Here is a 13,072-nt window from a genome sequence, read left to right as displayed (position 1 = left end):
CCATTTTGACAGTGTATCCTATAAACGAAGCGCATCAAGACTGAAACTTATATAGATGACTTATTTTTGTTCGAGGATCCAGCAGTCCCTGCAAAATCACTGAAAACAGGTTTAATATTTTGTTAATGGAACAGCGTTATAATTTATATATACACTGATTAAAAAGACAGTTCTATGAGCAGCACAAATTTGCAACTGGGCGCGTCGGATGTAGAGATCCGTCTGCACCATCTTTTCGGTTCAAGATCTCCTTCAGAATTTATTGCAGCCTCTGATGAAATCGATTTTGAGTTTTTTTCGAGAGAAAATATTAAGGGCTATATTTACAAACCTAACGGCAGTGGTTTTGATCCAAAAAAATACTGGGTAGAAGAAAATAAAAACCATATTATTATAACCACCGCAGTCTCTGTTCATCATTCTGTAGCTAAAAAAGGCACTTACGTCACTAATTTTAAAAAAGAAGAATTGGACGAAATTCTTAACCACATTAAATCCTTGCATCCCAACAAACCAGTTCATATGATTTCCCCTCGAGTTGAGAGCGGTTTACGTGAAGACCATATCGTTATTGAATACACCTGCCATGACAAGGTTTCCAAGACCTGTATTATCGATAGCAAAAGCTCGCCCAGCGGAAGATCTCATGCGGAAGTTTCGCGAATTTACACTGAAAAACAGGCATTCCTTAACTCCACTGATTGCGGGTTTCATGTAGTTAGCACGATCCCCATACTGGGTGACATCATTAGAAACAACCAGCCCATTAACCAAACTACTCTAAGAAATCACTTGCAGGCAGCTGATTTTGATCATTCAATCGCCTATGAAAAATTAAAAAAACTGCATGATATTTATAGTGATCGCACCGCTTCCGGCGACAAAAAACACAGTACGCTTTTCTTTTTCAGATTTGGCATTCTTCCATCGGTCAAAAAAGCCAGTGTCGGGAAAATATTAGAGAATATTGACAATGACAGGGACATCTTCACCGGGATGAGCAAACCAGAAATTGAAGCAGCTAAAGATAGTGTTTTAGGTGAAACTGTAAAGGAGTATATGCGAACTGCAGCCGCTTCATTTCAGCCAAACCCCTTTATCCATCCTCGCTAGCGCTACCGTTCAGGATGATAAATTAGCGACATTATATAATCTGCATACTCTATCCCTTCCAGATAGGACTTGATAAGGACATCATTCGCGACAGGGATGCTTTCCAGTTCCTTAAAATTGGCTTGCTCATAATCGATTGTAAATTTAAGAATTTTACCCAATATTCCTTCATAATTTAACAACGCTTCATTTAGGGATTCACTTAGCCCCATTTTTTCAAGAAGCGAAGTCATCGGTTCATTTAATATTCCATCCAGGGTTGAGAGCAGTCCCACTGTATAGGCTTGATGGGGATTTTGATAATTCATTGCCCGCGATAATAATTCACACATTTTGGCGCGAATTAAGGTTCTTTCCAATAAATCTGTTGCCATTTCGTCATGACTTGCCAGTAATAACAAACTAAGCCAGTGACTAATCTGTTTTAAACCTAGTTTAGTGATAGCATCCATTAGCGACTCGATTTTCCGGCTGCTATAAATCGACGCAGAGTTCGCTAAACGAAGAATCCGATAACTTAATTTTGGAATTTGCAGAATAATTTCTTCAACCCTTTCAACTGCTACATCCTCATCATTTATTTCAGCTAATAATCGCAGAATCTGCATTTTATTTTCGCTGATCGCCTGCCCTTTCAGGGATTGAGGTTTATCGAGAAAAAAACCTTGAAAAAGCTCAAACCCGAGACTAAGGCAAATATCAAATTGATTCTTTGTTTCAATTTTCTCAGCAAGTAATTGGCCATTAAATGAATGAAGACTGGAAAGCTGGGCAACTATTTGCTCGCGATTGAGATTAAGAACGTCAATTTTAATAATGTCGGCGATTTGAATCAGAGGAATAAGCTCCTCCCTGAAGATAAAATCATCCAGAGCAATTTGATATCCCTGCTTTTTTAAGCTGATTAAACTTAATATTAACTCCTGATTAATAGCTACTGTTTCAAGCACTTCAATCACGATTTTATTTTTAGGGAGCAGAGCAGGAATTTGTTGAACAAGATGTAAATGAGTAAAGTTAATAAATGCCCGTTTACTGCCGACAATGGCCTCCACATTAAGATTGGTAAATAAATCCAATAAAACGGAATAAGTCGCCAATTCACCCGGGACGGCACTCAATGCAAACGTCTGATTCTGTATCTCACTATTACGATATAGCAGTTCATAGGCAAAAACGGAACTGGTTTTATCATAAATTCCCTGACGCGCCAGTAATGTGCGAAGTGGTGGCTGGGTCAATTACACAATCCATTATTAGTGTTTTATATAAGTATACGACACTGATTAAAGTATTTATCAGACAAGTGAAAATTGGCTTATGATCCTTCCAATGAAAACTATTTTTGTAACTCCCCGGGCATGTCATCCTGAGCGTAGCAAAGGATCTCCAACTGCTTAGAGCTGAGCCAGCTTCAGGAGATCCTTCACTCCGTTCAGGATGACGTTGAGACAATTTGATTGAATTAAGATTACTCTACTTAGATTAGCAAAGCCTATGGTTTAATACAGGTATGATACGAGGGACCATTGTTCAACATTTATCAAGACCATTGCTTTTTCAACGCTTAAATTAATAAGCGGGCATCCCCCCGCCTCGCTATTTTTTCTTCATTAGTTTAGAATCGGCCGCTAACCGGATTTTTCCATGTATAAGGAGATAATATGAAGACACTTCTAGCAACCTTTTCACTACTTGCCTTCACAAGCTTCGCCGGTCAGGCGAGTCAGTCTCCCTATGATTATTGCAATAAATTACCTGGCAAATGGCATGCAGCAACACATATCAAAGATCACAGCAGCTGTGATCCCTTCAATGGCTGCGAGCATTTTGATCTAGTCACCTTTCAACAAACAAGCAAGGATGATTATACCGCAACGCTTTATTTCAGTAATGATGGAAACAACATCACCGTCCAGTCGTTTTCCTTCATTTGTGCTGCAAACGAATTTCATTTTAAAAATCAGGAAGATAAAACCGTCCATTTGAAATGTGATGAGTATAACAATTGCTATATGGTCGTAGATACACCATTATTTACAGTTGAACTGGTTAAACAATAACAAGATTGATTACTGCACTGGAGAACATGAATGAAGAAAGCATTAGCTTCCCTCTCTCTCTGCTTTTTTATAAACCCGGCTCTGTGTGCTCAGGAAATTACGACCACAGTCTATACCACGGATCAAAATAAACCATTAGGTCAGGTTAGCTTTAAAGATACTGAATATGGTTTACTGATTATTCCCTTGTTAAATAATCTTCCCGCCGGCGCCCACGGTTTCCATTTGCATCAAAACGCCGATTGCAGTGAAGCCGGTATGGCAGCAGGCGGCCATTTTGATCCGCAGAAGACCAACCAGCATAAAGGGCCTTATGGAAATGGACATCTGGGTGATCTACCAGTCTTATTTGTGTTGGAAGATGGAAAGGCAAGTACGCCTTTATTAGCCCCCCGTTTAAAAACCAGCGATCTTAAAAATCTCGCTTTGATGATTCATGCCGGCGGTGATAACTATAGCGATAATCCGCCTCTGGGTGGAGGCGGTTCACGCCTGGGATGCGGCGTTATTAAATAGTCACTGCTTGCTATGTATTTGATTTCCTTTCACGTGAAAAACTCTGTCATTTCCGCGCAGGCGGAAATCCATCAATGATTTGCTCAGTGCCATCATAGAAATAGATTCCCGCCTGCGCGGGAATGACACAGTTTGCACATAGCCACAACTATAGTCTAAGACTTACATGAGCAGCATGAGTGACTGCGGCAATACGCCCTATTCTTGCCAGGGCCGTTGCAGGCACTCCGTGCTGTACTAACTGACGGCTATGCGCACTCATACAGGCACCACAGCCATTTAATACAGATACAGCAAGACACATCATTTCAAAACTTAGCTTGTCCACTCCAGGATTGGCCATGCCCTGCATTCGCAAACCGGCAGGAATCTGGGTTAATTCCGGCTGTTCACTTAAATGAGTAAAACGATAATAAATATTACTTATCGCCATTAGGCTGGCAGCGAGCTTTGCCGCATTGACCAATGCGGGATCATTGTTTAATGTTTCAAACTCTTCAATCAGTAACTGATCGCCTAAGTGATAGGCAACAGCCAATGCACAACCAGCCACCTGCGACGCGGTCAAGCCATCGGTTTGATCCAAATCCAATACCTTACCCAAATTGAGTCTGACATCTTTTGCAACTTCCGGTAAACGTTCAGTTAGAGCTGTCAGCATGATATCACTCCTGAATATGGATAGTTTCTTCGCCTTTCTTCCAGTTACAAGGACAAAGTTCATCTGTCTGCAAGGCATCAAGAACACGTAATACTTCCTGAGGATTACGTCCAACATTTAAATCAGTAACCATTACAAAGCGGGTTATCCCCTGCGGATCTACAATGAAAGTGGCTCGCTGCGCAACACCTTCCTGCTCGTCAAGTATGCCGAGGCTGCCGCTTAATTCGCGTTTGATATCTGCAAGCATTGGAAAAGGCAAGTCATGTAAATCCGGGTGCTGTTTTCTCCAGGCCAGATGAACAAATTCACTGTCAATACTTACACCCAGAATTTGCGCATCGCGATCTGCAAATTCAGCTTGCAGTTTTCCAAATGCGGAAATTTCCGTGGGGCATACAAAGGTAAAATCTTTAGGCCAAAAGAAAACTACCAGCCATTTACCGCCAAAACTTTCATTATTAATGGTGGTAAACGCCTCTTTAATTTCATTGCTGACAGTCGCTTTTAACTGGAATGGGGGGAATCGGTTGCCTACAGTAATCATTTTTCTCTCCTTCTGTTGTCTATCCTAAATGTAGTTGAGTTCAATCGATTAGTAAAATAAAACGTTTTTATCGCTTCGATAGATAAAATCAATCGATAAGACTGGTTGATTTATGGCTAATTTGATGTTCAAATTATCTGACATGAGTTTTATCTTAAAACCACCTCATTAAGAGATAGGAGATAAATGATGACAAAACAAGAAAAAATCTGCCGGATTGTCACCGCGATCACTAACAATAAGGATTGGCGAAAAAGCTGCTGTCGTTTTCGATGAGTTCCCTTTTACCGTTACGCACAGTGCTTGGCGCTTACAATGAGCGCATTCTCAGGCATTATGCTTCAAACAATCCCAGCTTATCATTTCAGCAATGTCAGCAATTATGGAAGGATTTACTCGGCTGGATGTGGCTTACCCAGTATCGCAAAGGCCAGGGTAAACCGACTTATCTCTTTGGCCCATTATTACAATTGGACGATCTCTGGCATTTTTTTATCCTGAATACGCGAGATTATTGCGAATTTTGTGAACGCTATTGGGGGGAATATTTTCATCATGACATGGAGACTCCTCATGAAGCGCACCAGCTTACAGCAGACGAGCTGGCTGATTTTCTTGAAGATGCTATTGAATTTCTCGGTGAAGACTGGATTGACAGATATTTTCATCATCTGTTTACAGAAGAAAATTAATCTTTTATGTATTATCGACAAGGTACCCGAGATCACGTATTATCGATACACTTTCTGTATTAAGCAGATAGCTCAGGTGTATCACGCTGCTTGATTAATTTTATCCTCATTAACTTGAGAAGTAAGTTGGAGTCAGAATATGACAGCTGAGTCAATTTCGGCCTCACTTGTCAGCAATTTATCGATTATGGGCAAACCTTTACCTGCTCATGGCTATTATCGCTCCAAATTATTTATTGCCCCCTTCACTACTAACCCTTTAGTAGCTGCGGCAGGACCAGTATTGTCTTTATTAGAGCGATTATGTATAAGCCCATCACTTCCTCCTATTGCTGATCTTCGTGAAAATGTTGAGCATGAACTGCTTGCTTTTGATAGCCGTCTGCATGGGAAGGCCTACTCTGATGAATTGAATGCCATTGCTCATTATTTACTTTGTGCAACCATCGATGAAATCCTGGGAAAAAGTTATCTCAGATTATATGGAGTTCCTGCTGAGTTTCAGGCGTTCACTCCGCTTTCTCATAACGGAATTGGGCCAGAGGAGCGCTTTTTCGACATTGTTAATCATATTAAGGAAAGGCCCAATCAATACCTGGATCTGATTGAACTGGCCTATTACTGCCTGATAACCGGATTTGAAGGCAAACAACACTGCCGTACCGATGGTCGGCAAGTCCTGGATAATCTGATTGAGGAATTATTCCAACTCATTAAACAATACCGGGTCAATAAGCCTTACCGTTTGTTTAAAGAACATAAAAAGCCGGAACGCAGCGTAAATAATAATAAACCATTTATAGTCGTTGCCATTATCTCCTTATGTATTTTAGTAGCTGGTTATGGACTCAGTTATCTACTAGTCGAAAATAAAGCCAAATTGGTTCAATTTGGTCATACCGCTACGGCGAAACTGGAAAACTAATGGACAGATCCTTGCAAGCGTTATGTGACGCACTTAAAAAAATTATTAATCTCTTAAAACCTCAATCCACTCCTTTATCCTTTTTGCTGGTTATTGGAAAAAGCCATCAGGGTAAAACCACCTTGCTCAAGCAGGCTCAACTAAATCATCACCCTGTGGATGAGTTAAACGGTGCCAATTTTTTCTACAATAATAACGGCATTATTTTAGAATTGGGTGAAACCTGGCTTCATGAGACAGACAATCTTCTTCACCACAACTTAAAACAACTCAACCGCTGTCATCGCGGCCTCCGTATCAGCGGCATTCTATTGTGTGTAGATAGTCGTGATCTGCTGATGGCTGAACCGGTTCAAATTGCCAATCAATGTAAATCGCATGCCCATCTTCTTGAACGCTTTAGCAAAGCATTGGGCTATCAGACTGAACTGGCCGTCATTTTTACCAAATTAGATACACTAGCCGGTTTTTGTGAGTTCTTCCAATCAGAACACGTTCAGGATTTAAATAAACCCCTGGGCTTTTCTCTCGATCACAGCATGCAGTCGAAAAAGCTTATTGAACAATACCGCCTTCAGTTCGATCGCATGATTGAGGTTTTAAGTCAGGAAACCATTAACAAACTGCATCCTGCCCGCTCAAGTGTCAAACGAACTTTAATCCGCGAATTTCCCTTGCAGTTAGCCAGTTTGCGTATTCCAGTGCAAACCTTGATTCAGCAATTGATAGCAAAAGAATTTCGAGTCCAGGCCGTCTATTTTACCAGTGCTGAACAAGGAGGCCTGTCTGTCGATCGTTTAAACCAGCGAATTCAGCATGAATATGCCCTGACCATTCCTGATAAATATCCGCAATCCACCAATTATCGTGCTTACTTTATTGAAGGTCCAATCAGGGCATTCCAGGATCAAACGAAAAAGCTGAACCCAAGCTTAACCAGAAGTCATAAAATTGCAGCCCTTGGAACTACTGCGCTGGTAACCGTATTCCTGACAGGTCTATGGTATCAATACAGCCAGACATCCCAGCTGCTTGATGATGCCAGTAAAGAGCTTCTGGCCTATGAAACACTAAGCAGTCAAAATAAAGATCTTGCTACAGCCTTATATCATTTATCGCAAGCGGAAACCAAACTGAACCTGATTCCTTCAAGCTTTGTTTCTCACCCTGTTCTCGAGCAGCTTAAAGTTCAATTGCATAGCAGTACACTCAACAAGCTGCATAACAACTTTTTACCCGATGTGCTAGCCGCTCTGGAAGATGTGATATCCAATCCATCTCAAACGCAACTGGCTCGCTATCAGGCCTTGAAAATTTATTTAATGCTGGGTGAGCCGGAGCATTTCTCCGAAGCCGAAGTAACAGACTGGTTTAGTAATTATTGGAAAGCTACCAATGCCGCTTTTTATAATGATAAGCAGCTTCTCTTGCTGCATAATGCTTTAAAACAGCCCAGACAGGCTCTTGCAATCAATCAGCAGATTGTCAGCGATGCGCGCAATTATCTCAACGCCTTGCCCGCAGCCTATCTTTATTACTCATTAGCCAAAGCACAGTTTCCACAAGGAAAAACATCAATTAACGTGGAAGGCTTTGATTTGGCGGCCAAAGAAGTACCCGATTACTTCACCAAAACCGGGTTTGGCGAAGTAAGCAATTTGCTGCCGCAGATTACTGCGACCCTGCAAAAAGAAAACTGGGTACTTGCACGTCAGGATCTGGATAACCTGCAAGCTCAGCTTGAACAGGCTTACTGCTTTGACTACAGCAATTGGTGGCTAAACTTTACAAGGCGTACGCGTCCACAGCATTATCAAGGCTATCAGCAAGCCAGACAATTGACGCAGACATTGCAACAGTCTGATTCCATTCGACGTCTGGTTCAATTAATCCAGCAACAAACCAGTCCGGAAGCTGCGGAAAATTCCAGTCTCTTCAATCAGAAGATTGCAAGCCAGTTTACTGGCTTAAACCTGATGACCAGCTCTGCAGCGCAAGAATTAACCGTAAATGTCAGCGAACTGGAAAAATTTCTGACCACGCTGTCATTAGTCAATGATCAGGGACAAACCGTTTTCGATCTCACCCAGGCTCGTTTTCGCGGAGATACACTGACTGATCCGCTCAGTTCGCTGTATAACCGTTCGCGTCAGCTGCCAGAACCGATTGCCAGCTGGGCTAAACAAATTGCAGACGATACCTGGTTCATTTTTATTAACGAAAGTCGAGACTTCCTGAATAAACAATGGAACAAGCGAGTTTATAACGTCTATAAAAACTCTATTGCCAAACGCTATCCACTGGATCCAGCTGAGAAGGAAGAAATTGGACTGGAAGATTTTGACCACTTCTTTTCACCGCATGGCACTTTAAATAGTTTCGTCACCCATTATTTGAAACCATTTCTTGATACGAGCCATGCCCAATGGCAACCCAAAGAATTAAATGGTTATATGATGCCTGTTTCAACGGATCTGATTAATGAATTAATCAGGGCAAACGTTATTAGCAACATGTTCTTTCCGGACGATTCAGAAACCAGTCGAATTGATTTTTCCCTGCAAAAAATAAATCTTGATCCTGTAGTATCCAATTTCCAGCTAACCATTGGTGAAACCTCTTTATCTGACAACCAGAACAGTGAATCAGATACCGAGTTTACCTGGCCTCAACGCGGCGCCAAGCTTAGCTTGAACTCTATCGAAGGGAATCATTACGAATTGGAAGAATCTGGCACCTGGGCCTTTTTTAAAATGTTGCAAAAGGTGAATGTGCTCGTTGACAGCAATGACAGCAGCAGCCTGCAGATTTTATTTGAAGTCAATGGCAATTCAGGACGTTACCTGTTAAAAACTCAAAATCAGATTAACCCCTTCAGCCCAGGCATTTTAACTGGATTTAGTCTGAAAAAGGATATTGCAAAGGGATAATTTCCAAATACGGGGAGAAGCGCCTTTAAGGCGCAGCACAATCGTAAATATTAACCTGTTGTCTGTCTTGCTCCGCTGTATCTCTTTTAACAGCATTCAAAAGACCAAACTGTCTGTGCTGAACGCTGTAGGGCTCTGATTTCGGGCTTTCGTTTTTAAATGCAGCAAGTGCTTTCTGGTAATAAAGTGCCTGCTCGCTTCTGGCTAAAAAACAATACTCATGATTCTGACATAGATTGTCGGTATCTGATTCTCTATGAAAGATAAAACCAGTCGCTTCAAGTCGTGAAAATAAATTTTGGCGCTCAGCCTCGGCAATAGATAGCATAGATGGCATTTATAAGATATACCTCTCCCTAACTTCCCTGAGGTCATTATTACATTAATAGAGCAACACCTAACCTGCTGTCTTTGCGAACGCAGTGAAGCAATCCAGATCGAGCCATAAACAAAGGAACACTAGATTGCTTCGCTGACACTCGCAAAGACGGTTTGGGAACGCATCTTCATTTATACAACAACTATACAACAACGCTCCCATCCAGAGGAAAATATTTTATGAATGAAAGCACTGATTATGCTATTTTCCCTGGAAGACTCTTCATATTCGGATCTTTAGCATAGGCATTCAGCAAATCATTAACCAACTGCTCAATGACACTCTCTTTCGCATCTTCTTCAATGAGACCTACCTCAGATTTCATCAGGATCAGGCGATTTTCTACTTCTTTTGCAACAGAGCCATTAGGGAACAAGGCAGCAAGAAAACGCCTGGCTTCAGAAGGGCCTATATGGCGATACAATTGATTACGAACTGCCGCATCTTCGGCAGTAGTACTAAATGCCCAAAGCTCTATCGGGCCAAGGGTCAGTGTTAACAATTGAACGTTCACCCCGGTTTTAGTCGCATATTGCACCAGAAAAGTAGCCCCACCCTGTCTGGGTCCATGAACCCGGGTACGCAAGGCAATTTTGGCCGTATTAGTTAAACCGAAGATCTGGCTGGTTTTTTCAACCGCTTGCGAGGGTCCTGCATCCATAATATAAATTGCAGTAGCGAAATCAATCATCACTGGGTCAAAGTCATCAACGGATTGAGAAAGTAATGAAATCTGAACCTTCCACTTTCTTCCTTCCCGCATATCGACAATCACCTGATCACGCACGGCAGAAGATTTCGCGGTACGATGGAACTCGTCATAGACAATTCGCTTGGGATCTTCGCGAATTTCCAATACACGCTCTTTATGGTATTCCTTGTATTGATCAGGCACTGTTCCCATGCTTTCTTCTGTCAGATAATAGTGCCGGGCCAACACATAACGAGCCAGCATATACATAACCGATGTTTGTCGATCGGCAGCATCTCCCCCACTTTTCGCCACTTCATCGAGGTCGAGAGAAACCACGCGGGCATCACCGATATCGAAACTGGTAACTCTCGACAGAATAGAATATTCACGTACAGCGGCCGAGATCATACGGGAAAATGCACTAATTAATGATTCCCCGGTAGGTGCGACAACCCGCTCATACAAATCTTCAATAGACGGAGTTCGACAAATTGAAGCGGCATCAGCAAGGAGAGGCATCGCGTACCGCTGCGCCAGCATCGCTTCATGTACGAAGCCTGCCGAATACAGGGCATCCGTGACCTCCCACCAGGTTGATTTGGAATCGCGGACAAAGCCGATTTCTTCTAAAATGGAATCAATAAATTCTTCAACTCCAGGCGCATAAGGAGTTGGATTAAACTCATCTGCAAAGCTTTTATAAAGCTCGTCAACAACCATACCCGCCAAATCTGGCATGGCATCATAAGGTTTAGTTGCTCCCAAAGGAGTAGTCAATAAGGTTAAAAAGTTAACCAGGAACGAGCGCTCCAGAGCTGTGGGATAACGACAGCCTAATTGAGTATCAAAGGGATTAATCGAATACTCAGGAGTCATACGAAGGCGATGATAAGCTACCAAATGTCTCTGCGAGGCAGGTAATGCCTCTCTCAAAAGAGAAATCAGACCGCTGCTGGATGGCCCAATATCAATAATCGCAATTCGTGGCAGACGGGTTAATCCACCTGAAAGACAAAGGGCAAGATTCAGCGCATTCGATAAAACTGACTTACCTGATCCAGGACGTGCATAGACGAGGTCAATCCAGGTCGTTTGCTGGGTTGAACCCGGTTGAAATGGCCAGGGCTTGCCATCAGGTGAACGAAACAATAATGCCCCAGTACTCCAGGGTGATGCAGGCCTGGTTATCGGCAGCATACTGATGACATCAGTCAATGGTGCAACTGAAGGAACGGCAGTGCTTCGTGTGGTCGCTGCCAGCATACTGGAAACAAAACCAGCAAAGGCATCACCGCATACCTCCGAAACCTCTGTAGAACCCCAACCCTGAATCGCCTTAACCAATTCAGAACTCCGGCGCCTAAGAAGAGCCATCTCGTTTTCTTTTGCCCAGGTCGTTGCAACTACCCTTAATCTGACGATGGCATCATCGGTGTTCAACTGCAAATATTTCAACAGGTTTACCGAGTCACTGATCAATCGGTTCTGTGCAGATGAAAAGCTTAGGATCGATGCCAGCAAACCCTTTAATTTTATAGTATCCAGGCCCTCACTTTCGATCAGAAAAGAGATTCGCCAGGGAATATGAGCAGGTAATATTCGGGCAAATAAAGTAATAAATGGCCGAATTTCCTTGGGGAACAGATCAATAAACACGGAAGAATAAATTTTATCGCCAACTTGTACAGTACGTAAATCCAGAATTTCCGCATCTCGGGGTAGAACCTGCTTGGACAATGGCGGCCATAGCAAATCCGAAGCGTCGCCCTCGAAGTCATTGATTTCCTTAGGAAAAATCTTATCGCCTGGCAGGGTTGCACGCCAGTCATCGCTGGTAAAATCAGGATCACCTGTCATGCGGATAGCATGCACCGCATCATGCGCTTTAAGCAATGTGGCAAAAACGTGTAAGCTGTCCAGATCATTCATGACCGAACGCACGTAAGCGTCATGTGTATCACGTAACTCCGGAATAGCGGCATAAACTGTTTGAGAATTCTTAAAAGGCGGCGCTTTGGAATCCCTAAGCATTTTCAGTTTGGTTTTATTTGCCGTTTTCAATTGATCTGAAGGAAGATTGAATGGTCGGGTGAGCAACACAAAATAGACGCGTTCCTCTGCGCAATAAAGCGACAGGTAGTCAATTCTTTCTTTGAATAAATCATCAAGATTTAATTTTAAGCGCTGTGCCGTTCCCTCTGCAGGACCGTAAATATCTTTGATAACCTTACGAATATTTTGCTTATCATGGCTAAACAAAACCTGAAGGGCATGTCCTGGGCGTCCCATAGCACCCTGAAACGCATTACTCAAACCTTCTACCAGGTGCTCAAACTCTTCTGCGCCAGCCAGAGCGGTAACGCCCTCGATCTTTAAAATCGATAACAGCGTACCGTCATGATTTACCAAAACCGTAGGACTATCTGCGGTTTCTAATTCCAGATACGATTCGGTAGTCTGTTTCAGGGAAGTGCTTAGCCAAGCAAAAAAAGTATCAACCCCTTCAAAAAATGAATCTGCCCAATTCGCCATAGCTTTTCCTAGTAACCTGC

At 42.5% G+C, this 13,072-nt stretch carries 11 protein-coding genes; 6 read left to right on the top strand and 5 right to left on the bottom strand.

The genetic code is table 11. From position 1 onward, the window contains the following. The first annotated feature begins 174 nt into the window (after positions 1–174). Positions 175–1,113, top strand: coding sequence for a hypothetical protein (locus tag B1207_RS10275; protein WP_112219886.1), 939 nt, complete (start codon positions 175–177; stop codon positions 1,111–1,113). Positions 1,114–1,115: 2 nt separating this feature from the next. On the opposite strand, the gene B1207_RS10270 is transcribed toward B1207_RS10275, so the two are convergent. Beyond that, positions 1,116–2,354 (bottom strand): EAL and HDOD domain-containing protein, encoded by a 1,239-nt coding sequence (locus tag B1207_RS10270; RefSeq protein ID WP_112219885.1) that lies wholly within the window; start codon positions 2,352–2,354, stop codon positions 1,116–1,118. 423 nt (positions 2,355–2,777) lie between these two features. On the opposite strand from B1207_RS10270, the gene B1207_RS10265 reads away from it, so the two are divergent. After that, positions 2,778–3,176 (top strand): hypothetical protein, encoded by a 399-nt coding sequence (locus B1207_RS10265; protein ID WP_112219884.1) that lies wholly within the window; start codon positions 2,778–2,780, stop codon positions 3,174–3,176. 30 nt (positions 3,177–3,206) lie between these two features. Further along, positions 3,207–3,692 carry a superoxide dismutase family protein gene (locus tag B1207_RS10260; protein ID WP_112219883.1) on the top strand — a complete coding sequence of 162 codons (486 nt, stop codon included), beginning with the start codon at positions 3,207–3,209 and terminating at the stop codon, positions 3,690–3,692. A 148-nt stretch (positions 3,693–3,840) separates the two neighbouring features. On the opposite strand, the gene B1207_RS10255 is transcribed toward B1207_RS10260, so the two are convergent. Next, the gene (locus tag B1207_RS10255) at positions 3,841–4,353 is read right to left on the bottom strand and encodes a carboxymuconolactone decarboxylase family protein (RefSeq protein WP_112219882.1); all 513 of its coding nucleotides are present in this window, start codon (positions 4,351–4,353) and stop codon (positions 3,841–3,843) included. 4 nt (positions 4,354–4,357) lie between these two features. Next, positions 4,358–4,900, bottom strand: coding sequence for a peroxiredoxin (locus B1207_RS10250; protein ID WP_058508972.1), 543 nt, complete (start codon positions 4,898–4,900; stop codon positions 4,358–4,360). A gap of 272 nt (positions 4,901–5,172) precedes the next feature. Between B1207_RS10250 and B1207_RS10245 the strand changes: the two genes are divergently transcribed. The 3 genes from B1207_RS10245 to icmF all read left to right on the top strand — a co-directional run bounded on the left by B1207_RS10245 (position 5,173) and on the right by icmF (position 9,447). Beyond that, positions 5,173–5,592 carry a hypothetical protein gene (locus B1207_RS10245; protein WP_253255836.1) on the top strand — a complete coding sequence of 140 codons (420 nt, stop codon included), beginning with the start codon at positions 5,173–5,175 and terminating at the stop codon, positions 5,590–5,592. A 139-nt stretch (positions 5,593–5,731) separates the two neighbouring features. After that, positions 5,732–6,517, top strand: a complete 786-nt coding sequence (gene icmH / locus B1207_RS10240; RefSeq protein WP_112219881.1) for a type IVB secretion system protein IcmH/DotU — start codon at positions 5,732–5,734, stop codon at positions 6,515–6,517. Further along, positions 6,517–9,447 carry a type IVB secretion system protein IcmF gene (gene icmF / locus B1207_RS10235; protein ID WP_112219880.1) on the top strand — a complete coding sequence of 977 codons (2,931 nt, stop codon included), beginning with the start codon at positions 6,517–6,519 and terminating at the stop codon, positions 9,445–9,447. The genes icmH and icmF overlap by 1 nt, the downstream gene beginning before the upstream one ends. 25 nt (positions 9,448–9,472) lie before the next feature. Here the strand turns inward: icmF and B1207_RS10230 are convergent, their stop codons facing one another. Both B1207_RS10230 and B1207_RS10225 read right to left on the bottom strand, forming a co-directional pair. Next, positions 9,473–9,784, bottom strand: coding sequence for a hypothetical protein (locus tag B1207_RS10230; RefSeq protein ID WP_146740060.1), 312 nt, complete (start codon positions 9,782–9,784; stop codon positions 9,473–9,475). A gap of 238 nt (positions 9,785–10,022) precedes the next feature. Further along, a complete protein-coding gene (locus B1207_RS10225) occupies positions 10,023–13,052 on the bottom strand; it encodes a type IV secretion protein IcmB (protein ID WP_112219878.1) in 3,030 nt (1,009 codons plus the stop codon). Between the last annotated feature and the right edge of the window lie 20 nt (positions 13,053–13,072).

Source organism: Legionella quinlivanii (assembly GCF_003265995.1).
Taxonomy (GTDB): Bacteria; Pseudomonadota; Gammaproteobacteria; order Legionellales; family Legionellaceae; genus Legionella_C; species Legionella_C quinlivanii_A.
The sequence above is the reverse complement of the archived record's forward strand: the minus strand, read 5'-3'. Positions and strand labels throughout refer to the sequence as shown.